Source organism: Aureimonas ureilytica (assembly GCF_001475935.1).
Classification (GTDB): Bacteria; Pseudomonadota; Alphaproteobacteria; order Rhizobiales; family Rhizobiaceae; genus Aureimonas; species Aureimonas ureilytica_A.
The window spans coordinates 144,328-168,428 of sequence record NZ_LDQA01000024.1; the positions used below are offsets into that span (position 1 = coordinate 144,328).

18 protein-coding genes and 1 pseudogene are annotated in these 24,101 nt (G+C 67.6%); 11 read left to right on the plus strand and 8 right to left on the minus strand.

All coding sequences use genetic code 11. From position 1 onward, the window contains the following. Nucleotides 1–7: 7 nt before the first annotated feature. A complete protein-coding gene (locus NS365_RS11400) occupies nt 8–964 on the plus strand; it encodes a hypothetical protein (RefSeq protein WP_058600402.1) in 957 nt (318 codons plus the stop codon). Here the strand turns inward: NS365_RS11400 and NS365_RS11405 are convergent. Further along, complete coding sequence (locus tag NS365_RS11405) at nt 928–2,169, minus strand: ROK family transcriptional regulator (protein WP_058600403.1); 1,242 nt, start codon at nt 2,167–2,169, stop codon at nt 928–930. The genes NS365_RS11400 and NS365_RS11405 overlap by 37 nt on opposite strands. Before the next feature lie 212 nt (nt 2,170–2,381). Here NS365_RS11405 and NS365_RS11410 point away from each other — a divergent pair, with 212 nt between their 5' ends. The 6 genes from NS365_RS11410 to mgtE all read left to right on the plus strand — a co-directional run bounded on the left by NS365_RS11410 (nt 2,382) and on the right by mgtE (nt 8,424). Next, nucleotides 2,382–3,461, plus strand: a complete 1,080-nt coding sequence (locus NS365_RS11410) for a Gfo/Idh/MocA family protein (protein ID WP_058600404.1) — start codon at nt 2,382–2,384, stop codon at nt 3,459–3,461. Further along, nucleotides 3,461–4,306 carry a sugar phosphate isomerase/epimerase family protein gene (locus NS365_RS11415; protein ID WP_058600405.1) on the plus strand — a complete coding sequence of 282 codons (846 nt, stop codon included), beginning with the start codon at nt 3,461–3,463 and terminating at the stop codon, nt 4,304–4,306. Before NS365_RS11410 ends, NS365_RS11415 begins: the two co-directional genes overlap by 1 nt. Beyond that, nucleotides 4,303–5,118: an alpha/beta fold hydrolase gene (locus NS365_RS11420; protein ID WP_058600406.1), complete on the plus strand. Its 816-nt coding sequence runs from the start codon at nt 4,303–4,305 to the stop codon at nt 5,116–5,118. Before NS365_RS11415 ends, NS365_RS11420 begins: the two co-directional genes overlap by 4 nt. Next, nucleotides 5,115–5,822 carry a ribulose-phosphate 3-epimerase gene (locus tag NS365_RS11425; RefSeq protein ID WP_058600407.1) on the plus strand — a complete coding sequence of 236 codons (708 nt, stop codon included), beginning with the start codon at nt 5,115–5,117 and terminating at the stop codon, nt 5,820–5,822. The genes NS365_RS11420 and NS365_RS11425 overlap by 4 nt, the downstream gene beginning before the upstream one ends. Then, complete coding sequence (locus tag NS365_RS11430) at nt 5,812–6,756, plus strand: ROK family protein (protein WP_058600408.1); 945 nt, start codon at nt 5,812–5,814, stop codon at nt 6,754–6,756. Before NS365_RS11425 ends, NS365_RS11430 begins: the two co-directional genes overlap by 11 nt. Nucleotides 6,757–7,053: 297 nt before the next feature. Then, complete coding sequence (gene mgtE / locus NS365_RS11435) at nt 7,054–8,424, plus strand: magnesium transporter (RefSeq protein ID WP_058600409.1); 1,371 nt, start codon at nt 7,054–7,056, stop codon at nt 8,422–8,424. A gap of 90 nt (nt 8,425–8,514) precedes the next feature. On the opposite strand, the gene NS365_RS11440 is transcribed toward mgtE, so the two are convergent. Continuing rightward, nucleotides 8,515–10,089, minus strand: a complete 1,575-nt coding sequence (locus NS365_RS11440; RefSeq protein WP_193753427.1) for a methyl-accepting chemotaxis protein — start codon at nt 10,087–10,089, stop codon at nt 8,515–8,517. A gap of 374 nt (nt 10,090–10,463) precedes the next feature. On the opposite strand from NS365_RS11440, the gene NS365_RS23540 reads away from it, so the two are divergent. Then, nucleotides 10,464–11,816, plus strand: coding sequence for a DUF2778 domain-containing protein (locus NS365_RS23540; RefSeq protein WP_244498429.1), 1,353 nt, complete (start codon nt 10,464–10,466; stop codon nt 11,814–11,816). A gap of 172 nt (nt 11,817–11,988) precedes the next feature. Then, nucleotides 11,989–14,088, plus strand: coding sequence for a catalase (locus tag NS365_RS11450; RefSeq protein ID WP_058600411.1), 2,100 nt, complete (start codon nt 11,989–11,991; stop codon nt 14,086–14,088). A gap of 69 nt (nt 14,089–14,157) precedes the next feature. Here the strand turns inward: NS365_RS11450 and NS365_RS11455 are convergent, their stop codons facing one another. From NS365_RS11455 to NS365_RS11470, 4 genes are all read right to left on the minus strand, one after another. After that, a complete protein-coding gene (locus tag NS365_RS11455; protein ID WP_058600412.1) occupies nt 14,158–16,236 on the minus strand; it encodes a putative bifunctional diguanylate cyclase/phosphodiesterase in 2,079 nt (692 codons plus the stop codon). 414 nt (nt 16,237–16,650) lie between these two features. Then, nucleotides 16,651–16,860 carry a hypothetical protein gene (locus tag NS365_RS11460; RefSeq protein WP_058600413.1) on the minus strand — a complete coding sequence of 70 codons (210 nt, stop codon included), beginning with the start codon at nt 16,858–16,860 and terminating at the stop codon, nt 16,651–16,653. Between the two features lies 1 nt (nt 16,861). Continuing rightward, complete coding sequence (locus NS365_RS11465; RefSeq protein ID WP_058600414.1) at nt 16,862–18,184, minus strand: cytochrome P450; 1,323 nt, start codon at nt 18,182–18,184, stop codon at nt 16,862–16,864. Then, on the minus strand, nt 18,144–18,803 hold the full coding sequence (locus tag NS365_RS11470) for an acyl-homoserine-lactone synthase (RefSeq protein WP_058600415.1): 660 nt from the start codon (nt 18,801–18,803) through the stop codon (nt 18,144–18,146). The genes NS365_RS11465 and NS365_RS11470 overlap by 41 nt, the downstream gene beginning before the upstream one ends. Before the next feature lie 81 nt (nt 18,804–18,884). Here NS365_RS11470 and NS365_RS11475 point away from each other — a divergent pair, with 81 nt between their 5' ends. Both NS365_RS11475 and NS365_RS11480 read left to right on the plus strand, forming a co-directional pair. Further along, a complete protein-coding gene (locus tag NS365_RS11475; RefSeq protein WP_153003731.1) occupies nt 18,885–19,667 on the plus strand; it encodes a helix-turn-helix transcriptional regulator in 783 nt (260 codons plus the stop codon). Nucleotides 19,668–19,739: 72 nt separating this feature from the next. Then, entirely contained in the window at nt 19,740–20,153 is a 414-nt protein-coding gene (locus NS365_RS11480; protein WP_058600417.1) for an acyl-CoA thioesterase, read from the plus strand. A gap of 52 nt (nt 20,154–20,205) precedes the next feature. Here the strand turns inward: NS365_RS11480 and NS365_RS11485 are convergent, their stop codons facing one another. Continuing rightward, the gene (locus tag NS365_RS11485) at nt 20,206–22,593 is read right to left on the minus strand and encodes a hypothetical protein (protein WP_153003732.1); all 2,388 of its coding nucleotides are present in this window, start codon (nt 22,591–22,593) and stop codon (nt 20,206–20,208) included. Then, nucleotides 22,526–24,101 (minus strand): annotated as a pseudogene (locus tag NS365_RS11490) (glycosyltransferase); the annotation flags it as partial. The gene NS365_RS11485 and the pseudogene NS365_RS11490, both read right to left, overlap by 68 nt.

A 24,101-nucleotide genomic window follows, 5' to 3' on the forward strand; every position in this document is an offset into this window, starting at 1 on the left:
GAGGATCATGCAGGGCTGGACTCTCACCTGGGACCGGGGCCGGGCCGTGGTCACGCCCGCCGGTGCCATGCTGCACCATCTCACGTTCGACCTGGGCAATGGCCGAAGCGTCGCGCCCTTCGCGGAAGCCGCTTGGCACGACGAGCCGGAAATTCAGGGCGACGAGACGCTGGCCCAGCATCTGCGCCTGCTCGGCGGCGAATGGGCCTGTGTGCCCTTCGGCACCACGCAGATCGACCCCGGCCACCATGGCTACGGCTCGAACGCCGAATGGGAATTGGTCGAGGACGGCGAGGGCACGATCCATCTCGCCTGCGCCTTTCCGGCGGGTCATCCGGTCGAGCGTCTGGAGCGCCGCATCAGAGGCGTGCCGGGCAAGGCGGCGGTGGAGTTTTCGCTTCGCGTGGTGACGCGCATCGATTGCGCGCTGCCGATCGGGCTGCATCCGATCTTCAAGCTGCCGGAGACGACCGGCACGCTTCATCTGGAGCCCGCGCCGTTCGAGCGAGGCCAGGTTTTCCCCGAGCCCTTCCAGCCCGGCGTGTCGCGGCTGGCGACGGGCTCCCTCTTCTCACGGCTCGACGCGGTGGACACTCTGGACGGCGAGCCGGTCTCGCTCGCCGCCTTGCCGGCCCCCGGCCTGTTCGAAGAACTGGTGCAGCTGTGGAAGCTTGAGGGCTCCATCGCGCTGCGCGACGAGACGGCCGGAACGCGCGTCCGTTTCGAATGGGACAAGGGCGCTTTCCCTCATTGCCTCCTCTGGATCAGTCAGGCCGGACGCACGGCCAAGCCCTGGAACGGGCGCTTCCGAGGGCTCGGCATCGAACCCGTCGCCTCGGCCTTCGACCGCACCGATCTTCTGGACGGCAGTTTCAGCCGCGAGGGCGTGTCGCAACCCTTCCGGGCCGGCGAGCCTTGGGACACGCGCTACCGCATCTCGGCCGAGGCGCTCGCCTCCGCCTGATCGGGGTCGGCACGGCGGAATACGAAATCCTCGTCCACCGACAGGTGCCGGCGATGCAGAAGCCCCGCGCCGCCGAGCGCCGCGCCTGCCTCGCCCGAGTGCGACAGGCGCAAGGCGGGCAGCGGCTGGCCGGGCAGGAGATGGCGTCGGAGCGCCTGCTTGACCTCAGCCTCGCCTGTCGCGAAGAGCGCGGCGACAGGGCCGCCCAGCACGATCTCGCTGGGGTCGATCAGGGCCGTGATCGTGGCGAGGCCGCGCCCGAGATAATGCGCCCATTCGCCGAGGCAGCGCCGCGCTGACGCCTCGCCGGCTCCAATGCCGGCGAGAAGCGCGTCCAGTTCTCGGGTTCCGCCAAGGTCGTGGTATCGGTGCAGGATCGCGTCCCGCCCGACGAAGGATTCCAGCGAGCCGGGCAGGGCGGCATCCGGCAGGAAGCCTTTCTCGCCCAACGGCATATGTCCGATCTCCCCGGCATAGCCATGCGCGCCCCGCTGCAAGGCGCCATCCGCCAGGATCGCGCCCCCGACCCCGGCATCCAGCAGAAGATGCACGCTGCGAGAGCCTGCACTCGCGCCGTCCCGCAACCCATCGGCCACCGCGAAGGCGTTGGCGTCGTTCTCGACCTCGATCTCGGCGATGTCCGGGAAGGCGCGGCGCAGGGCCTCGCGAAGCTGCCAGCCCGTCCAGCCGAGAATGGGCAGGCGCAGCACCAGGCCGCGCTCGTCCACCACGCCCGGCACGGCCACGCAAAGGCCGCGCACCGGCCCGGCCGCGCTAAGTCGCTCACGAAAACCGATAATGCGCTCGGCAAGTGTCTCGGCCATGCGCTCCGGCCCCATCGCGGCGGAGCTCATGGGCAGCCGCTCCTGCGTCAGAACCCGGCCGGCGAAATCGAGCGCCAGAAGATGCAGATGATCGATGCCGAGATCGACGCCGATGAAGGTGCCATGGGCGGCGTTCAACGCCAGGAGCGTGCCGGGTCGCCCGATGCGCGGCGTATCACCGTTGCTCTGAGGCTCGGTTGCAGCCTCACCCGCGTCCCGAACCAGTCCATCTTTCATCAAACCGGCTACGATGCTGCTCGCCGTCGATCGCGTGAGGCCCAACTCGCGGGCCAAATCGGCGCGGCTCAGCGTGCCCGCGCGGAGCAGGGCGGCCAGCGCCCGCTTCTCGTTGATGTGGCGGACGGTCTGGGGCATCGACATGGTGGGCTCTTCGATCCGGTCACACGCAAAAGCCCTTGACTTCTACCCAATCCTTTGTTTGTTTCCAACCCGAACAAAGTATGGGTTGCAGGGATCGAGGCGTCGGGGAGGGCGGCTTTCCATCCGGATCCTGCTTCGGGCTCAGCCCTGGCCTGCCACCGACATCTTCCGCCTTCGCATTCCCAATCGCTGTTTCCCGTCAGGACCATTCCATGCCCCCAAAGGAAGACCGGCGTCTTCGCGTCGGCGTTCTCGGCGCCGGCCAGATCGCCCAGGCCGCCCATTTCGAAAGCTGCACCAAGGCGGCCAACGCCGATCTCTTCGCCATTTGCGACGTCGCGGACGATCTGCGCGAGCGCATGGCGATCACGCACGGGGCCGAGAAGTCCTTCTCCGATTACGATGCCATGCTGGCGGACCCCGAGGTCGAGGCGGTCATCATCGCCACGGCCGACGCCTTCCACGTTCCGGCCTCGATCCGCGCGCTGGAAGCGGGCAAGCATGTCCTCTGCGAAAAGCCGGTCGGGCTGACGGTGGAGGAGGCCGAGGCGCTGAAACAGGCGGTCGCCGCCTCCGGCCTGACCTTTCAGGTCGGACATATGAAGCGCTACGATGCCGGCCTTCAGGCCGCCAAGCGCTTCATCGACGACGAAATGGGCGATCTCGTCGCGCTGAAAGCCTGGTATTGCGACTCGACCCATCGCTATCCGATGACCGACGCCGTGCAGCCGCTGGTCGTCACCAGCGCGCGGGCGCGCAAGCCCTCCGAGAACCCCAAGGCCAACCTGCGCCGCTATTACATGCTGGCCCATGGTTGCCATCTCATCGACACCGCGCGCTATTTCGCGGGGGATATCGTGGCCGTGGAGGCACGCCTGTCGGAGCGCGGCGGGATGTGGTGCTGGTTCGTGGATGTCGAGTTCGCCAATGGCACGCTCGGCCATCTCGATCTCACCGTCGCCGTGCGCATGGACTGGCACGAGGGCTTCCAGATCTACGGCCGCAACGGCAGCGTCCTCGGCAAGACCTTCAATCCCTGGTACTACAAATCGAGCGAGGTCGATATCTTCCGCGAGGCGGATGGGGCGACGCATCGCGTGCTCGGCGCGGACGGGCATTTCTACCGCCGCCAGCTGGAAGGCTTCGCGCGCACCGTTCTTCAGGGCGGGCCGATGACCGGCGCCGATGTGAACGATGGTCTGGCCTCCGTGCGCGGCATGGTCGCCATCGCGCGCTCGGTGGAAGCGGGCGGGAAGCGCGTGGCGCTCGCCGACGTTTCGGGAGGCGTGTGATGCGCCTCGGCATTTTTGCGAAAACCTTTCCCGGCACGGAGCCGGAGACGGTGCTGAGCGCCGTGCGCGAGGCCGGCTTCACCGCCGCGCAATACAACATGGCCTGTTCCGGCCTGCCCTCCATGCCGGACGCGGTGCCGGAAGCGGAAGCTGCGCGTATCGCCGAGGCCGCCAAGGCGAGCGGCGTGGAACTCGCCGCCCTCTCGGGCACCTACAACATGATCCATCCCGATCCCGGCGTGCGCGCGGCGGGGCTGCGCCGCCTGACAGTTCTGGCCGAAGCCGCGCCCCGCATGGGCACACGCCTCGTCACGCTCTGCACCGGCACGCGCGACCCGGACGACCAGTGGCGCGGCCACCCGGACAATGATGCGCCCGACGCCTGGGCCGACCTTATCAGCGAGATGGCACAAGCGATCGAGCTCGCCGAGCGTCACGACATCACCCTCGGCATCGAGCCGGAGCTCGCCAATGTCGTGGACAGCGCGGCCAAGGCGCGCCGGCTGATCGACGACCTCGCCAGCCCCCGCCTTCGCATCGTTCTCGACCCCGCCAATCTCTTCGAGATCGCGAGCCTCGACGAGCAGCGCCGGCTCGTCTCCGAAGCCGTCGATCTCTTAGGCGATCGCATCGCCATGGGTCATGCCAAGGACCGCGCGCCGGATGGCGCTTTCGTGGCGGCGGGCCAAGGCGTTCTCGACTATCCCCATTATCTCCGCGCACTCGGCTCCATCGGCTTCCGGGGCGCGCTCGTGACCCATGGGCTGGAGGCGGCGGACGCGCCGGGCGTTGCGCGCTTCCTGCGCGCGCAACTGGCTGAAGCGGCTTTGAGCGAAAGCGCATGAGTGGGCGCGACATCACCACATCCGATGGCGTGCGCCTTCATCTGGACGATGCGGGCGGGGCGGCCGCGCCCGTCTTCTTCCAGCACGGGCTTTGCGGCGACAGCGGACAGACACGCGAGGCCTTCCCGGCCAGCGCGGGCTTTCGCCTGAAAACGCTGGAGATGCGCGGCCACGGCCGCTCGGAGGCCGGCGCGCTGTCGCGCCTGTCGATCGCGACCTTCACCGACGATCTGATCACCGCGATCGAAGAAGAAGGCGCGGGGCCGGTCGTCGTCGGCGGCATTTCCATGGGCGCGGCCATCGCGCTGCGCCTTAGCGTGCTGCGACCCGATCTCGTATCCGGCCTGCTCCTCGTGCGCCCGGCCTGGGTTCTGGAGCGCGCACCGACCAATATGCGGCCCAATGCCGAAGTCGGCGAGCTCATCGCGGCGTCCGGCGGCGAGGAGGGGCGGCAGCGCTTCGAGGCCGGCGGCACCGCCCGGCGGCTGGCGGTGGACGCCCCCGACAATCTCGCCTCGCTGCGCTCCTTCTTCACGCGCGAGCCGCTGAGCGTCACCTCCGCGCTCCTGCGGGCCGTCTCGGTGGACGGGCCAGGCGTCTCGGCGGAAGCGCTCGCTCGGCTTTCCGTGCCGACGCTCGTTGTCGGACATGAGCGCGATGTCGTGCATCCGCTGGCCCATGCCAAAGCGCTGGCCGGGCTGATCCCCGGCGCGCGCTTCAGCGAAATCACCCCGAAGGCGAGCGACCGCGCGCGCTATCTCGCCGACCTGCATCAGGCTTTGTCCGCCTTTCTTCTGGAGCTTCCCCGATGAGTTCGACCCTTCGCGATGCCGGCTGGATCGACCGGCTGCCGACCGACCGGCTGATCGGCGAATATTCCGTCTGGTCCGCCGATCTCGTGCGCCTCGCCGACGAGATGGCGCGCATCGACGCCCATGCCGACATTCTCCATGTCGATGTCGCGGACGGCCATTTCGCGCCCGCCTTCCTGTTCTTCCCCGATCTCGTCGCGGGTCTGCGCAAGGTCTCGGACAAGCCGATCCATGTGCATCTCATGGTGGCCGACGCCGTCGTCCTGTCGCAGATCGAGCAGTTCGCGGAAGCGGGCGCCGATCTCATCAGCCTTCACGTCGAGAACGCCTCCGTGGCGGAGGCCGCGCTGGACCGGCTGGACGCTCTCGGCATCCCTGCCGGCATGGTTCTGCGGGTGGAAACGCCGGTGGCCGAGGTCGCGCCTTATCTGCCGCGTCTCTCCTTCCTGACGCTGCTCGGCACCGCGATCGGCGTGAAGGGGCAGGGGCTGAACGAGGCGGCGGGCGACCGGCTGCGCGAGGCCAAGGCGCTGATTGCGGCGGCGAATGCGCCCCGTCGCATCGTGCTCGCCGCCGATGGCGGCATTCGCGAGCACACGGTTCCGCTTCTGCGCGAAGCCGGCGCGGAAACCGTGGTTCTCGGCTCGCTCGCCTTCAACGCGCCCGATCTTGCCGCGCGCACGGCCTGGCTGCATGGGCTCTGAGCGGCTCGCAATCGGCATCGATCTCGGCGGCACGCAGATCCGGGGCGCGCTGATCGACGAGGCCGGCACGGTTCTCCACCGCGAGGCCATGGCGACGGCCGCGACCGCAGGGGCCGAAGCCGTGGTGGCGCAGATCGCCGCGCTCGCCCGCGCCATGGCGGAGCGCGCGGGCGGCGCGGTTCTGGGCATCGGTCTCTCCGCGCCGGGGCCGCTCGACGCGCCGAACGGCATCGCGCTCTCCACGCCGACCATTGCCGGCTTCACCGACTTTCCGCTCGCCCAAGCCGTGGAAGCGGCGAGCGGTCGGCCTGTGCTTCTCGAAAACGACGGGATCGCCGCTGCCATCGGCGAATGGCGCTTCGGCGCGGGGCGGGGGCTCGATCATATGGTCTATGCGACGGTCAGCACCGGCATCGGCGGCGGCGTCATCGCCGATGGGCGCGTCTTGCGCGGGCGCATGGGCATGGCCGCTCATATCGGCCATATGATCGTCGTGCAGGGCGGAGCGCCCTGCGCCTGCGGCGCGCACGGCTGTTTCGAAGCCCATGCATCCGGTCCCGCCTTCGTCGCGCGAGCGAGGGGCGCGGCACGCGAGGACGTGGGCTCGACGCTCCATGCCAATGCCGAAACGCTCAGCGCCGCCGAAGTCTTCGACGCGGCCGGGGCGGGCGATGCCCTGGCGCGCCGCCTCGTCGGGGAAGAGGCCGAGCTTTTGGGGCTCGGCTTCGGCAATCTCCTGCATCTCTACAGCCCGGACGTCATCGTCATGGGTGGGGGCCTGTCGCACCAGTTCGACCGGCTGGAGCCGCTGATCTCGCCTGCCATGCGCCGAAACGTTCTGCCGCCCTTTCGCTCCGTGCCGCTGCGCCGGGCGCTGCTCGGCGACAATTCCGGGCTGGTTGGAGCGGCGAGCCTCCTGTTCGAGCGTGGCTGACGCGCTCCGTCGCCGTGCCTTGGTTGAGGCCGCACCATCTCGGCATAAGCCCCGCACGCCTATCTTGTGTTGCAGTGCGAAAAGGCCCTTGATCACGACTTCGAGAAGTGGCATGGGGCGCGCGTGCCGGAGCCCACGACGTTCTGACTCCTCCGGCCATCACTGGAACCCGAAACTCGATGCCAAGCGACAGTAGCAGTCGATTGACGTGGCCGCGTATGGTCTTGCCGCCGGGCGCCCTGTTCTAGGCGCGCCCCGTTCGTGGCCGGACCCCGCGCGGCGGCCCGGAGCGAACTTATGCAAGACACACAAGACACCGAGTGGCTGAACCAGCTGACGAAGGAAGCCGAGGAGTTTCGGGGTAAACACGTCGCCGATATCGTTCAGAAGCTGAACGAGCTGTCGTCGGAAGCTGCGGCCTTCATCGTCGCGCGCTTGCCGATCGATGTCGCGGCCGAGGTCTTCGACCATTCCTCGCTGGACGAGCCGCAGGACATTCTCGCCTCGCTGGACGCCTCCAGGGCGGCCGCGATTCTCGACGCGATGGCGGCCGACCGTCTGGCCTATCTCTTCCGCGACATGGAGGAGCCGCCGCGCGAGCAGCTTCTGGCGTTGCTCACGAGTGAAGCCCGCTCCGTCGTCGATTCGCTGCTGACCCACCCCGAGGGCAGCGCCGGCAGCCTGATGACGACCGAGTTCGTCAGCGTGCCGTCCAACTGGACGATCGGCGAAACCCTGAAGCACGTCCGCGAGGTCGAAGGCGCGCGCGAGACGATCTACGCGATCTATGTGATCGACCCCACGACGCGCCGGCTCGAAAAGTCGGTCTCGCTGCGCCGCCTGATCTCGGGCGATCTGCACGCGCCGGTCGGCTCGGTCGCGCGCTACGACGCGCCGATCACCGTCCTGCCGCAGGCCGACCGCGAAGAGGTCGCCCATCTCATTTCCGAATACGATCTTCTGGCGATTCCCGTGGTGGACGAGAAGCGCCATGTGCTCGGCATCGTCACGGTGGACGACGTGATCGACGCCATGATCGAGGCCTCGACCGAGGACGCGCAGAAGTTCGGCGGCATGGAAGCGCTGGACGAGCCCTATCCCGACATCGGCTTCCTGACGATGCTCAAGAAGCGCGCGGGCTGGCTGGCCGTTCTCTTCCTGTCGGAAATGCTCACGGCCAGCGCCATGCAGCATTTCGAGGACGAACTGGAGCGCGCCGTGGTGCTCACGCTCTTCATCCCGCTGATCATGAGTTCGGGCGGCAATTCGGGCAGTCAGGCAACTTCGCTGATCATCCGCGCGCTGGCGCTGGGCGAGCTTCGCCTCAAGGACTGGTGGCGCGTCGCCCTGCGCGAGGCGCCGACGGGCGCCGCTCTCGGCTCGTTTCTCGGCGTCATCGGTATGGCCCGCATCGCCATCTGGCAGGAGGCCGGCATTTTCGACTATGGGCCGCACTGGTTCCTGATCGCGCTGACGGTCGGCCTCGCGCTGGTGGCCATCGTCACCTTCGGCTCGCTGGCGGGCTCCATGCTGCCCTTCGCCCTCAAGCGCCTCGGCTTCGACCCGGCCAGCGCCTCTGCGCCCTTCGTCGCGACGCTGGTCGATGTGTCCGGTCTCGTCATCTATTTCAGCGTCGCGCTTTTGGTGCTCCAGGGCACGCTGCTCTGACGTCACGTCGAGCGCCCTTGCGGCGCGCTCGCTTGGGTTTCTGCGGGGGCTGGCCGAACCATGGCAGGGTTCGGCCAGCCCATTTTCGTGTCAGGCGGCCCGGCGGTAGCGTGGGGCTTCGGCCAGCTTCATCTCCGGCTCGTGTTCCACCACGCGCGGCGGCTCGCGGCGATCCGCGCCCGTCTCGTTCAGATGGAAGAAGGCGACCTGCTCGTTCAACCGGCTGGCTTCGCCCGAGAGCTGCCCGGCCGTCGCGGCCATCTGCGTCGCCGCGCCGGCGCTTGCCTGCGTCACCTGATCGAGCTGGACGATGGCCTGGCTGATCTGAGCTGCGCCGATCGACTGCTCGCGGCAGGCGGCCGAGATTTCCGACACGAGTTCGGCCGTGCGGCTGATATCGGGCACGAGCTGCTGAAGCTGGGTAACGGCGTTCTCCGCCGCGCTCAGCGTCTGCCCGGCCAGGGTCTCGATGCCGCGCGAGGCCTCCTGGCTGCGCTCGGCGAGCTTGCGCACTTCGGAGGCCACCACCGCGAAACCTTTGCCGTGATGCCCGGCGCGTGCCGCTTCGATGGCGGCGTTGAGGGCCAGAAGATCGGTCTGGCGGGCAATGTCCTGCACGATGGCGATGCGCTCGGCAATCTCCCGCATGGCTGCGACCGTCTGCTCCACCGCGCCGCCCGTCTCGACCGCGCGTCGCGAGGCCTGGGTCGAGATCGTCTCGGTCTGCACCGCGTTCTCGGCGGTCTGGCGGATATTGGCGGACATTTCCTCAATCGCGGCGGAGGCCTGTTCCGAGGCGGCCGCCTGCTCCACCGCGCCCGACGACATCTGTTCGGCGGCGGCGGCCGATTGGGTCGAGCCCGACGCGACGCTGCCCGAGGAGACGAGAACACCGCCCACGATCTCGCGCAACCGCGCGCTCATCTCGCCCATCGTGCGTTGAAGGTCCGCCAACTCGTCCGAGCCCTTGGCCGCGATGACCTTGGTCAGGTCGCCGCCTTCGATGGCGCGCGCCAGCGCGATCGACTGCCCGAGCGGGCGCAGGATGCTGCGATGGAGTGCCCATCCGGCCAGAAGGATCAGCGCGAAGCCCGGCAGGCTCCACAGAACCGCCCGCAGCGCGGCATCGTGGATCACGGCCTTGACGTCATCCACATAGATGCCGGTCGAGATCGACCAGCCCCAAGGCTCGTAGGCCCGGCTGTAGCCACGCTTGGCAAACAGACCCTCCTGCCCCGTGCGGGTCGTGTCATAGTCGGTCCAACCGCCGCCCGCGCGCGCGTTGCGGATCATCGTCTGAATGTAGAGATTGCCGTTGGCGTCCTTCTTGTCCCAGGCGCTGGAGCCTTCCTCGGACGGGTCCTGCGCCATGACGCGGCGGCCTTCGTAGTCGTGGAAGAAGAGATAGTCGTTGTTGTTGAAGCGGATCGGGCGCAGCACGGCCTTCGCCATGGCCTGCGCTGTCGGCACGTCGAACTCGCCGGCCTTGGCGCGCTTGTCCAGTCTTTCGATCACGGAACTCGCCGCGTCGATCTGCGCCTTCAAAAACAGGTTTCGATCCGCCCAGACCTGATCGCTGAGAAAGCGAAGCTGAAGGCCGACAATGCCTGTCATGACGACAAGACACAGGAGTGTCAGCCCTATCAGCTTGCGGGACACCGTCATGCGCATTTCATTCATGCTCCTGGATCGCGAGCCGCTCGCGGCCGCTTCAGAACATCACGGCAATCCTAAGGTATTCTTCCTATCGAGCTGCGATCCGGCCTCCCATGCCGAGAATCGGTGGAACTGGTTAGCGACTGCTGCATCGCACCAATCCCGGCCGGGGAGCATGGGAACAGGAGGGCGCATGCGTCTTCCGTTTCGCGTGGCCTCCCGCCCCGCTCCCGCCCCATAGGAATGAGAACGACACCGCCAGCCAAGCCGGGCCGAGAGGATTTGGTAACCATAAGGGGCGCATTCTGACCCGGCTTGGCTGGCGGCCGAGACCCTTCGGGCTCGACCGCCGGCTTTACAGGATGTCGTTCGCCGGACTCTTCATGACCCTCGACCTGACCCCCGAGTTCGGCGCTGCGCCGCAGAGCCGCCCTTCGAGTTCTTCCGCGCGCGGAGCGAGCCGTCTCCTGCCCCGCTTCATCTGGGGTGGCTGCGCCATGGCGCTCGTTCTGGCGCTGGGCGCCACCGGGATGCCGGCTGTCTTCGCCCTTATCGGGGAGGGGCTGGACCCCGGCGCGGCGGTGGATCTTTCGAGAGCCGCCGCCGGGCTTTCGCTCGCCCAGAAGACCAGCCCACCCGCCGCGCGCTCGGCGCGCCTCGCGCATGGCACCGGCCGGCGGGTCGAGACGCCCGCCATGCCGGTGGCCAACGCACCCTCGGCAGCGGCCTCGCTGGAGGCTGCCGCGTCGGACGAGGATGACGCGCTGCCCGTCACGATCGCGCATCTGATCTCGCCGCCGACGAGCTTCACCGCCGGGCGCATGAACGGCTCGCTCCACGGGCTCGATCGGCCCGATCTGGCGGCCGTCTCCCGCTTCTCGCGCGCTCCGGCCGCGCCCGAAGCCGTGGCCGAGGCGACGCTGGAGGACGAGGCCCTAGCCGAAGCGCAGGTCGCCAGCCGGCAGCCGGATGCGATCGCCAGCAACACGGACGACGCGGACGATACGCCTGATAGCGCGGCGCAGGAACTCGCCGAGCTTCTGGTGCCCAAGCCCACGGCACGCCCGCTCCTCAGCCGCGCGCCGGAAGAACGCGACGAAGACGAGGACGACGAGGAGGAGAATGACGGCGCGCCGACGCGCGTCGCCGCGGCGAGGTCTCGCCCCGCCCCATCGCCCGCGCCGACCCTTGTGCCGCGCCAGCCCGTCAAGCCGGCGCGCGACGTACCGGTTCTCGCCTATGCAAGGCCCGATGCCGGCGCGCTGCGCATGGACCCGAGCGCCGTCGACCCGCCGGCCCTGCGCCCCAGGATCGGCAATGGAACGGCCGTCTACGACATCTCGGCCAAGACCGTGTATCTGCCGAACGGCGAACGGCTGGAAGCCCATTCCGGCCTTGGTCCCATGCGGGATAATCCGCGCTTCGTTCACGCCAAGAACCGGGGGCCGACGCCGCCCCATACGTATAAGCTGACCTTGCGCGAAAGCCTGTTCCACGGCGTTCAGGCCCTCCGACTGACCCCGGTCGGCGGGCAGGGCAAGATCCACAATCGCGTCGGTCTGCTCGCCCATACCTATATGCTGGGCAAGGGGGGCGACTCCAACGGCTGCGTGTCCTTCAAGGATTACAAGCGCTTCCTCGCCGCCTATCGGCGCGGCGAAATCCGTCAGCTTGTGGTCGTCGCCCATATGGACGCGAGCCCCAAATCGCTCTTCGCCTGGCTTTTCAAATCGTAGGAGCGGTGCCGGTGAACCAGTCGCAGCCACAAAATTAGAAAGCCCGCAGGAGCGGTCTTTCCAGGGTGCGGGGCGACATCGCGCCTTGGAAAGTTTCCAGCCTGCCGCAGCTATGAGCCCTCCAAGCTTGGCCATGACCGGATGTCGGGCATGGCGGCACGAGGAGAGTTCCATGGACACGACGTCTTCGAAGACGACGGGCGGCTTTGCTGACGCAACGCCGGGGCCGGGCGGCGAATGGCATCAGACCGCTGGAGGCGACGTGCCGGTGTTGACCACCAGCCAGGGCATTCCAGTCTCGGACGATCAGAACTCGCTGAAGGCGGGGCGTCGGGGGCCGACGCTGCTGGAAGACTTCCACTTCCGCGACAAGATGTTTCACTTCGACCATGAGCGCATTCCCGAGCGCGTGGTTCACGCGCGCGGCTTCGGCGCTCATGGCGTGTTCGAGACCTACGAATCCCTGTCCGATCTCACCAGCGCGGACCTCTTCCAGCGCGCGGGCGAGAAAACCGACATCTTCGTGCGTTTCTCGACCGTGGCCGGAAACAAGGGCTCGGCCGATCTGGCGCGCGACGTGCGCGGCTTCGCCGTGCGCTTCTATACGAAGGAGGGCAACTGGGATCTCGTCGGCAACAACATCCCGGTCTTCTTCATTCAGGACGCGATCAAGTTTCCCGACCTGATCCATGCCGCCAAGCAGGAGCCCGATCGCGGCTTTCCGCAGGCCCAGACGGCCCATGACAATTTCTGGGACTTCATGTCGCTCACGCCCGAGGCCATGCATATGGCCATGTGGATCATGTCCGACCGCACGATCCCGCGCTCCTTCCGCTTCATGGAAGGGTTCGGCGTCCACACGTTCCGCCTCGTCAATGCGGAAGGCAAGTCCACCTTCGTCAAGTTTCACTGGAAGCCGGTGCTGGGGCTCCAGAGCGTCGTCTGGAACGAGGCGCTGAAGCTGAACGGCATGGACCCGGACTATCATCGCCGCGATCTCTGGGAAGCCATTCAGAACGGCGACTATCCCGAATGGGAACTCGGCTTCCAGCTCTTCGACGAGGAGTTCGCAGAGCGCTTCGCCTTCGACGTGCTCGACGCCACCAAGCTCATCCCCGAAGAAGACGTGCCCGTGCGCCCGGTCGGCAAGCTGACGCTGAACCGCACGGTGGACAATTTCTTCATGGAGACAGAGCAAGTCGCCTTCCAGACCGGGAATGTCGTGCCCGGCATCGACTTCTCGAACGACCCGCTACTTCAAGGCCGCAACTTCTCCTATCTCGACACGCAGTTGAAGCGTCTGGGCGGGCCGAACTTCACGCATATCCCTATCAACACGCCGCGCTGCCCCATGGCCCATTTCCAGCAGGATGGGCACATGGCCATGCGCAATCCCAAGGGGCGGGCCAATTACGAGCCGAACTCCTGGGGCGGGGCGGCCGGCGGCCCGCGCGAGGACCCCGAGCGTGGTTTCCGCTCCTGGCCCGAGGAGATGGGCGGACAGAAGCTTCGCATCCGCGCCGAACTCTTCGCCGACCATTACAGCCAGGCGCGCCAGTTCTTCATCAGCCAGACCGAGGTCGAGCAGACCCATATCAAGGACGCGCTGGTGTTCGAGCTGTCGAAGGTCGAAACGCCGGTGATCCGCGAGCGCGTCGTTTCGCATCTTCGCAACATCGACGACGATCTGGCCCAAAAGGTCGCGGACGGACTGGGGCTCAAATCTCTGCCCGATGCGGTCGCCCCGGCGCGCGCCGTCGTGCAGGGTCTCAAGCCATCGCGGAAGCTTTCGATCGCGCTGAACGGCCCCAAGAGCTTCAAGGGCCGCAAGCTCGGCGTGCTCGTCACCGATGGCACGGACGCCGCGCTGCTCGGCGAACTGGAAGCGGCGGCGAAGGCGGCCGGCGCGCTGGTCGAACTCGTCGGGCCGACGGTCGGCGGCGTCACGCTCAGCGATGGTTCGGTGCGCGAGCCCAAGCAGAAGGTGAATGGCGGCCCGTCCGTTCTTTACGACGCGGTGGTGCTTCTGCCCTCGGCTGACGGCGCCACGCTTCTGACCGGCGAGGCGACGGCCAAGGACTTCGTGTCCGATGCCTTCGCCCACGCCAAGTTCATCGCTCATGCCAAGACGGCTGCGCCGCTTCTCGCCAAGGCCGGCGTGGAAGCGGACGAGGGCGTGATCGCTCTATCGAAGGGCGGGGCGGAGGCGTTCCTTCAAAAATGCGCGGCTCTGCGCTTCTGGGCGCGTGAGGCCATGGTCCACGCCGTCTGAGGCGGGAGGCGCATGATCGGGGCGTGGCGCTTGGAGAAGCGTCGCGCCCCTGTCTTGCAAACGCTGGCATCAGCCGAAGATGATGCGGCGCAATTCCTCTTCGGGCGTCGTCTTCGATATCTGAAGGCCGGCGATGAACTCGGCCGGCGGAATGGGGCGACCGAACAGAAAGCCCTGGATTTCGTCGCAGTCGAAGCGGCGCACCCAGGCGGCCTGTTCCTCGGTCTCGATCCCTTCCACGACGATCCGCGCTTTCATCAAACGCGCCATGGAAATCACGGCCTCGGTCAAGGCGCGGTTCTTGGGGAGGGCGCGCACGAAGCTGCGATCGATCTTGATGCAATCCACCGACATTTCGTGAAGCCGGGCGAAGTTGGAATAGCCGGTTCCGAAATCGTCGATCGAGATGCGCACGCCCATGGCGCGCAACAGTTCCATATTGGCACGCACCGGCGCGCTGTCGTCCAGGAACAGGGTTTCGGTCAGTTCCAGCTCGAGTTCCGGCCCTCGGCATCCGGATGCGGCCAGCGCGACGGCGACTTCCTGCGCGAAATCGGGATCGCACAGTTCGCGCAGCGAGATGTTGACGGACATGCTGATACGATAGCCCGCCTCGCGCCATTCACCTTGTTGGCGCAGCGCCTCGCCCAGGACGAAGCGGCCGAGTTCGCCGATCAGCCCGATCTCCTCGCACAGGGCGATGAACTGGCCGGGCGGCACCAGCCCGCGCGCGGGATGGCGCCAGCGCACGAGCGCTTCGGCCCCGACCGGCACGAGATCGCGCGCGCGCAGGCGCGGCTGGTAATGAACCTCGAATTCGCCTTGCGCCATCGCGCGCTTGAGATCGGTGGCCAGCGCGTGCTTCTCTTCCGAAGCGGCGCGCATCTCGCTGGAGAAAAAACAAAAGCCGTTTCGCCCGCTGCCCTTGGCCGCGTAGAGGGCAAGATCGGCCCCCTGCATCAGCCGGGGCATATCCGCGCCATGCTGGGGATAGAGCGCGATGCCGATGCTCGGAGTCACGGCCATGACCCGCTCTTCGCAGAGGACGGGTTCCGAGAGGCTCGCGATGATGTCGCCCGACAGCTTATGCAGGCGCTGATCGCCCCGGCCCCGGAACGCGGCGAAGAACAGGAACTCGTCGCCGCCCAGCCGGACCACATGGTCGCCGCGGCGGCACAGGCGGGAAAGGCGGCAGGCCATCTCCTTGAGCAGCATGTCTCCGAAGGCATGGCCGAGCGTATCGTTCACGGCCTTGAAGTGATCGAGGTCGATGAAGAGAATCCCGAAATGCCGGTCGCGCACCCGCGCCCCGTCCATCATCCGTTCGAAAATAGGGGCGAGCGCCAAGCGGTTGGGCAGGCCGGTCAGCGCGTCCGTATAGGCGATCTTGCTTGCGCGCTCTTCTTCTTCCTTGAGCCGACTGACATCGGTTTCGCTGATCAGGATGGAAGGCTGGCCGGACGCGGGGTCATGACAGAAGCGCGCCGTCATCTCGTGCCAGCGGCGCCCCCCCTCGGTATGGATCTGGGCGATCTGGTTGGCTTCGCCCGCCCGTTCCAGAGCGTCGAGCAGGGACGTATAATCCCGGCGATGGACGAAGCGACGGCCCAGATCGCCGTCGAGGCCGGCAAAGGCCCGGCTGGCGGCCGGGTTGGAATAGAGCGCTTTGCCAGCCCGATTATAGAGAGAAATCATCACCTGCGTATGGATCAAGGCATCGGCGCGGCGCAGGGCTTCGTGCTCGTGCATTTCCGCTATGCGCCCTTCGCACAGAAGCGCCATGCGCCCGTCGCCCAAGCGCAGGCCACTGAATCGAACCTGCAAAGGGCGGGGAATTCCACCGGGATAGACGGTCCAGAATTCCGAAAAGACGGCATCCTTGGCAATGAAATCCTGCAGATACTGGGCAAGACGCCGCTTCACGCTCACCGACATGTCGGAGAGCAGATCGCGTTGGCTAAGCTCCGTCAGCGTGGCTGCGTTCCAGATGTCGAGGCCGGGCCCGTTCGCCCAGATGATCCGCCCGGCGTCGAAGTCGTAGACCCAAAGCCCCGTCTCGACGCGCCGGCTCAGAGCCGCGAAATCGATCTCGGTGCCAGCGCTGGCCTTGCTCGCGGCAAGAGGCGTTGTCGTGTCCGAAGCTGGCATGGTGGCTCATGCTCCTCTGTCAGCGAACGCGTGCGCGACCATAGGCGAAAACGCGAGCACAAGCCGCCGAGCATCAGAGCGTCGGTTCAGAACCCGCTGCGAAACGCACTTCTCAGAAATCGATTCGCTCTGTGAGAGACGATGACGAAAGGGAAGCTGACGCACGGCGTGATGAAGGGCCTTCTTCCGACAATAAAGACCTCGCATCTTCGCTTCCAACCTGATTCTGAACATCGCGGCAGTTGGACACGTGTATTCCAAGAGGATTTAGAAAGAATGTAGGGTTAAAACGTCCTGCTGATCGTCTTGGCGGGTGATATTTCTCGGGAAGTGCGGCGACGCTAAATCACCTCGAGAGAGTTGCGCGCATCAAAGATGGAACAAAGGGCCGGCGGGAGGCGCCGGCCCTGCCGGCTACTGGATGCGCCGTCCGTCCTGAAGGGCCTTGAGGATGATGCCGCGCGCTTCCTCGACATGATGAATCGCGTCGGCAAGGCCATGCTCCTCCGTCCAGCGGGCGATCTGCCGCAGCATGGCGGCGATGGCCTGGAGATCGCAGCCCTCGTCGAAGTCGAGATCGAGATCGTGGGCGGCGGACGGGTCGAGGGATTTGGTGTTGCGCATGTCAGGCAGCCTGTTCGCAGCGGCGGTCGAGGGGCGGAAAAGCGGGCGGTTCGTTGCGGCGCGCAATGGTGCGGACCGCGAGGCGAACCGAGAGGGATGGGGGAATGAGGGTGACGCTGGCTTTGGGCGTCAGCGAGGGCGCGCTCGTCTCGGCCCGGATGTCGAAAGCGGCGGCGAGTTCCAGAACGAGGATCTGGATTTCGAGCATGGCGAGGCCGATGCCGACGCAGGCGCGAGGACCGACGCCGAAGGGCATATAGGCCGGCGTCGCATGCGAGCGTTCGGCGTCGAAGCGCTCGGGCTCGGGCCAGTGGCGCGGGTCGCGATGCATGTGCCAAGGGCTGACGAGAAGCGAGGTGCCCTTCTTCAGCCGGGTTCCGCCCAACTCCGTATCCGCCATGGCCTCACGCGAGAACCAGTAGGCCGACGGGTAGAGGCGCAGGATCTCCCGCGTGAAGCCGAGGCTGAGCGAGGCCGAGGCGAGCCTGGACGGGTCGAGTTCGCCGCCCGCATCGGTGAGGCCGGCGGCTTCAGAGGCGATGCGGGCGGCGAGGGCGGGATCGGCGGCCAGATGCCAAAAGACCCAGGCCGACGCCGTTCCCGTCGTGTGATGGCCGGCCAGGATCAGCATCAGCACTTCGTCGCGCAGGTCGCTTTCCGACAGGCCGAGTTGATGAAGCTGATGGACGAGGCTGCCGGGGCTGGCGCGACGCCGTGCGCGGTCCACGACGCCCGCCATCATGGATTTGGCCTTGGCGAGGTTGCGCCGCTTGCGCCAGACGGCGCGCGGCGAGGGGACGAGCTGGAACATGCCGTCGGCGAGATCGTCCTCGACGAGATGCACGGCGCGGATCAGCGTGCCTTCCTCGACCGGGCCGAGAACGCCCTGCCCGAACAGAACGGTGCAGACGACGCGCAGCGCCAGAGGGGCCGTCACCTTATGGGCGTCGAACGCGCCCTCGCGCAGGAGGCCGGTGAAGGTGCGCCGGTAGAGCGCCGAGATTTCGCCGACATAGGTGGACGCGACGCCCTTGGCCATCTGACCGTGGATGGCCCTGCGCCGGCGCGCATGCTCCTCGCCGCTGATGGTCAGCGAGCTTTTGCCGACGATCTGGCGCAGCTTGTGGATGAGCCGGCCCTTGTCGATTTCGGCCGGAGGCGCTTTCAGGAGCGGTTTCACCAGCGAGGGATCCACCACGAGATAAAGCGGCGTGAAGCCGAGCCGCAGCCGCTCCAGGCGCTCCGCCGAGCCGTTGCCCCGCGACAGGAAGAAGCGGAGCGGGTCACGCCGAAAGGCGCTGAGGTCCGAAAAGGCATGGGGCATCGTGAATCTCGACGGTTTGGAGAGTGGACCGAAGGCGCGCGAGCGTCCGGGGCGGCTGGTCGGCGAGGGGAATTTCGCCCGCAACCGCATGCAGCGTGCGGCCGAAGCGATCGGTGCCGATGGCCTGCGGCGGACCGTAGCGGCGCGTCGTAATGCCGATGCGGCGCAGGAAGCGCTCGTAGGTGAGGTCAGCGATCGCAACGAGGCCCGTCAGCCGCTGATAGGATGCGATATGTATCATCAGTCCGTAGACCTTCAGCGCGCGCTCGATGCGCACGGAGCCTTCGCCGATCACGCCGAGGCGCGAGACCTCCGCGAAGTCTGGGCGCGCGGGAAAGGGCCGGGACGAAGCAAGATGGGGAAAGACGTCGCGGCTGAGATAGGGCACCGTCGTCGGCGTCAGCCGAAAGCCGCCGACGATTTGATCGCACTCTAGAAGCGCGCAATGCAGCGCTTGGTCGGTGTCGAACTGGTCGCGCTCCTCTTCGCCCTCGACGGTCAAGTCCCAGCCGAGTTCGTCCACGAACAGGCGCTTGCGAAAACGCCTGAGCGCCCCCACCAAAGGCGCGTCCTCGGCTTCGAAAACGAAGACGGCGCGATTTTCATTTGATATGGCCACCTGATATCCCGCATCTCTTCGACGCGTCGATCCTGGCCCGTCGCACGATCGGGTGGCATCGCATGATCAGGGGAGAAACTTTTGGGCGTTGAAGAGATGCTGTCGGCGATCGAGGCGGCCGAAACCGTCGAGGCGTTGACCGAACTCCTGCAACGCTTCGTGGAATCCCACGGCTTTTCGGGCTTCGCCTTCATGGATGCCGGCTCGCCGCTTCAGGGCATTCCGTTTTCGATCGGCACGTCGGGCGAGGCGTGGGAGGAGGAGTACCGCTCCAACCGTTTCTTTCAGGTGGACCCGTGCGTCGATCTGGCCCGGCGCACCAACAAGCCCTTTCTCTGGAGCGACATCTCGCTGCCGGCCAAGGCCGGGGGGCGCAAGTCCGGCGCACTGAAGACGATGGAGGCCGCGCTCGACCATCGCTTCACCAATGGCGTGACCATTCCCTATCACTTCGCCGATCATCTCGGCCGCGTCTTTTCCAGCTCCAGCGTCTTCTTCTGGAAGAGCCGGCGCGAAGAACTCATCGCGCTCTTTTCCCGCCCCCGCGTGCGGCAGGACCTGCATCTCGTCATGCTCTACTGGGCGCAGCGGATGATGGACCTGACCGCCCATGCTCGCGCGCAGCCGCAGCGCTTCGTGGATGAGGAGGGTAAGCCGTTGGTGGAGGTGAGCCTCACCGACCGCGAGCGCGACGTGCTCGCCTGGGCCGCTCATGGGAAGACCGTGCCGGAAACCGCGATCATCCTGTCGGTGTCGGAGGATACGGTCGTCACCCATATGCGCAACGCGATGCGCAAGCTCGGCTCGGAAACCAAGACCCATGCCGTGGTGAAGGCGATCTATCTCAACCTGATCAATGTCTGAGAAAGGCGGCAGGCCGGCGTTAAGCTTGGCCGGCTAGCGTGTCTGGAAGGGTTCCAGACGAGGGCGAAGGACATGACGGCGATCGATCCCCAACAGAGCGTGCGCGGCGCGCCGACGATCCGCACCATCGCCATGCCGGCGGACACGAACCCGGCCGGCGATATTTTCGGCGGCTGGCTCCTGGGGCAGATGGATCTGGCGGCGGGCGCGGCGGCGGCGCGGCGCGCCAAGGGGCGCTGCGCGACGATCGCCATCGACGCGATGCAGTTTCTGAAGCCCGTCTTCGTCGGAGACGAGGTGACGCTTTACGCCGAGCTCGTGCATGTCGGACGCACGTCGATGAAGATTTCCGTCGAGGCTTGGCGGCGCAGCCGCGAAAGCGAGGACACCGAGCAGGTCACGCGCGGCCTCTTTACCTTCGTCGCCATCGACGCCCAGCGCCGGCCGCGCCCGATCGACAGGCCGGAGCCCGAGACGGACGCCTGAGAGAGGACAACGACGGCGGCCAAGCGCGGGCGGCCTTCGAGCGAGTTTCCCCTTACCACCAGCCGGGCGGAACGGCGCGCGCCGGGGCGACCTGCGAGCGGCGGGGGGCGAGCGAGCCGGGCGGCCAGGCGAGCCCGGCATGGAGCGAGCCGCCGCGCGGCAGAAGCGGGCTGTGGAACGGGTCGCTCGCGGCGACGCCCGGCCAGCGCGCCAGAAGCGCGCGGGCTTCGCGCGACCCGTCGCCGGGGAGCGTCAGCGGCGGGGCGGAGAGTTTCAGCACGGCGTCAGGCGATTGCACCACGCGCCGCCCGAAGGCCTGAAGCTTCAGGGCATAGTCCTGCGCGCCGAAGCGATGGGGAAAGAGAAGCGCGTCGAAGCCGCCGAGCGCCAGGAACTCGGCGCGCCGCGTCAGGACGGCGCTCCAGGAAAGGCCCGATGTCTGGCGCGCGACCGTGAGCGCGTCCCCATAGGCGGGATCGCCCGATGCCATGCCTTCGAAGGCCGGGAGCGAATGGCCGAGGGGCGAGAGGATGCGGCCGGCCTCGGCCACCGCGCCGTCCCCACCCAGAAGAACAGGCGCAACGGCGCCGACATCGGTTTCCGCGATCCGGCTCGTCAGTTCGTCCAGCCAATCCGCCCCCACCGGGCGCAGGCGCGCGTCGAGAATGCAGACGAGATCGGCGGGGGCAGCTTCCACCGCCGCGTTGAGCCGCGCGGCGCGCGAGCGCCCGCCGCTCGATTGCAGAAGTTCGATTCCGTCCAGCCGCAACGCTTCGCGCAAGGACGGGTCGAGAATACCGGCACTCACGAACAGCTGGACATCGCCTGCACGTCTTGCCGGCCGCAGCGCCTCGCCGGCCTCGCGAAGCGGCAGTGAGGGATCGTCCGCGTCGAGGATCAGCGCGATCGTCGCGGGCGCCGCCTTGCGCCGGACACGCAGAGCCGGAAGCGTCATGGCGGGACGCGGGCGAAGATCGGCCGCGACGCCGCGCGCGGACAGATGCGACGAGACGCTCGCCGCCAATGTTTCGGCCTCGGCTCTAGGGCTCGGGATGGGGCAGATGGCAGCGAGACCCGGCACATGAAGAAATCGCCCGAGCCGGTGCAGCCCCGCCTCGATCGGTGCCAGAAACAGGCGATGGAGATGCGCGACGCCGCGTGCGAGCGCGTCCATCGCCTCGTCCCGCCGCATCAGGAAGGCCGTCTCGAACAGCGATTGTTCGAGCGCGCGTTCATAGTCGAAGGCCGGCAGGGCCAAGGGCTGGAGCGTTCCGTCTTCGGCCTGAAGGAGAAGATCGCCATAGCAAAGGCTGGCCGCAGGATCGGCCTCCAGCGCGGCCTGCCAGCGGGACAGCGCACCCGGCCGCAGCCGCGCGCCGGCCCGCAGCCAGAGAATGGCGTCGCAATCGGCCGCTTCCGTTTCAAGGAAGAGCCGCGCGGCGGCCGGGTCGAAGCCGCCACTGGTCTCGAAAGGCGCCAGAATCGCCATCGGCCCGCCGGGATGATCGCCCAGCGCGGCAAGACTCGCCTCGCCATCGCCCGCTCCGACCACGAGCACGGCGACACGGCTGTTGCCAGGCTCGGATGCCGTGACCAGCGGAAAGCGGCGGTCCCAATCCTCGAACAGCGTGAAGGGCACGTGATCGGGCAAAATCGCGTCGAACAACGCGCCGCGCGGCACATCCTGCTCGTATTCCGCACGCGCTTTCAGATCGGCCGCGAGCCCGTCCGGAAAGGCCACAAGCGTCAGCGGCCCGACCGGCAACGGCCGGCCATCCGCCAGAAGCTCCACATCGCGCGGATGGCCATCGGCGAGCGAGCGCGGCAGGGTGAGGCGGAAGCCCGCGACGGGGCGCGCGGCGTTGCCAGCTGTCACCTTGCGCCAGCGATCGGCCACGGTGCGTGCAACCACCGCCCCGTCCACCACCGCTTCCACATGGCGGGGCGCTACGGACGTGGGGTTAATGTCGAGCCAACCGCTCACTGTGAGACCGCCGTCCCATTGCGCCCCGGCGGATGGCGCGCCGCTGGGGTCAAAGCCTGTGGCGGCTCGCAGATCGATCGGCTCGCCCAGGGCGATGTCGAGATTGGCAAGGCGCAGTTCGGCGCGCCCGAGACCGGCCAATGCTCCGGCTTCGAGAACGAAGCGAAAGCCGTGGCACCCGTCGCCGCGGCCCAGCGCCAGCGCCTCCCGGTCCAAAAGCTGCGCGCGCATGAGCTGCGCAGGGTATCCGTCGAGAAGAAGCTCCACGGCGAGCCGGCGCTCGGGATCGACGGGATCGATCACATAGCCTTCCAGAACCGTTTCGCTGCTGCGCACGAAACGCACCCGTAGCGACGTGTCGGCAGCAGACGCACGCCCCGGCGCGTCGTCACGCCGGCGGCGGCGGGAGGCAATCAGCGAACCAATCGACGAGGGCGTTTGCGATGTCTCGGTCACGGGCGGTCGGGTCCATGAAGTGATGGGGCGCGGGCGCAAGACGGCGCGCGGCCGGATCGGCAAAGGCAGCGGGAAGGCCGGTTTCCGCGCGCAGACGCTCGAACAGGGCGTGGCCGCCGGCCATGGGGGGAAGGGCGAGGGCAGAAAGGCCGAACTGGGCCGCGCGCAAGGTGAGATCGGCCGCGCGCACGGGGCCGGTCACGAAGACATTGCCCAGGCCGAACAAAGCATCCTCGTCCAACGCCCGGCCGAGACCCAAGACCAAGCCCTCAGGTATTTCGGATCTGAAGGCCACCGAGAGCGCGCGCAGAAAGGTCTGTTCGCGCGAGCCAAGCGTCGGTAGAAGGACGCCGAGCGTCGGGCGGGTGACCGGCCTCGGCTGGCGATCAAGCTCAATCTTGCCGGCAAGCTTCTGCGGCGCGATTCGCACGGTCTCGGACAGGAGGCGATGCGTCCCCTCGTCAGCCGTCTGAAGCCGTCGCCAGAAGGTGCGTTTGGCGGCCTGAAACGGCGCGACGAGCGCGGGAGCGCCGGGGCCTTCCAGCAGCCAGTCGATCGGCGCGCGCCTGACGGTCAACGCTTCGAACAGGGGCTCAGGGGGTGGCGGGCCGACGAGATCGATCGAGGCCGGGCGCAACGCGCCGAGATAGGCGCGCCATTCATCTTTATCCGTGAAGTCGAGCGACTGGGGCAGCGACCCCGCATCGTCCGCGCGGAAGGCCAGATGCAACCCGCCGCCGCTCTGCCGCCACTCCAACGCGAGCCAGCGCGTCGAACGACGGGACAGGCGAAACAGATGCTCCTCGGCCGCCGGGTCGCCGCGCCCGAAGACGACGAGCCGCCCGCCCGCTGGGGGCGCGAGCGCGGCCTCCAGGCGCGATCGGAACGGGCGCAGCGGATCGGCGGCCGCAAAGCCCTCCGCCTCGTCGCGGTGATGAGGATGGCGCTTGGCGGCGAGGCGACGGTGGCGTGCGACGAGAGCGGTGCGGCTGTCGCTGAAGGAGCGCGAGCCGCCATGCGGGACGAAGAGGCCGGGGGCGGCAACGTTTCGGAACCCTTTGGCGCGCACGCGCAGGCACAGGTCCAGATCCTCGAAATAGCCGCGCCCATAGAGCGTCGAAAGCAGCCCGACCGCCGCCAGCGCGTCATGGCGCAGGAACAGGCAGAAGCCCGAGCCGGCCGGCATGTCCACCGCCGCTCCCGTCTGAAGCGTGGCGGCAAGCGCGTCGATCCGCCGGGCCTCGTCGGGCATCGGCGGCGGGGCCTTGTCCGCGCGCGAGGGGAAACTCGCCAGCTCGCCCCGGTTGGAGAGCGGCGACACCGTGCCGATATTGGCCTCGCCATAGGCGATGTCGGCGAGGCGCGGGAGCGCGCCCGCCGGCAGCACGGCGTCGCTGTTGAGAAGCAGCACATCCTCGCCGGACAGACTGGCCAGCCCTCGGTTCACGGCACCGGCAAAGCCGAGGTTTGCGTCGTTGCGCAGGAGGTCGATCAGGCCGCGCGCGGCC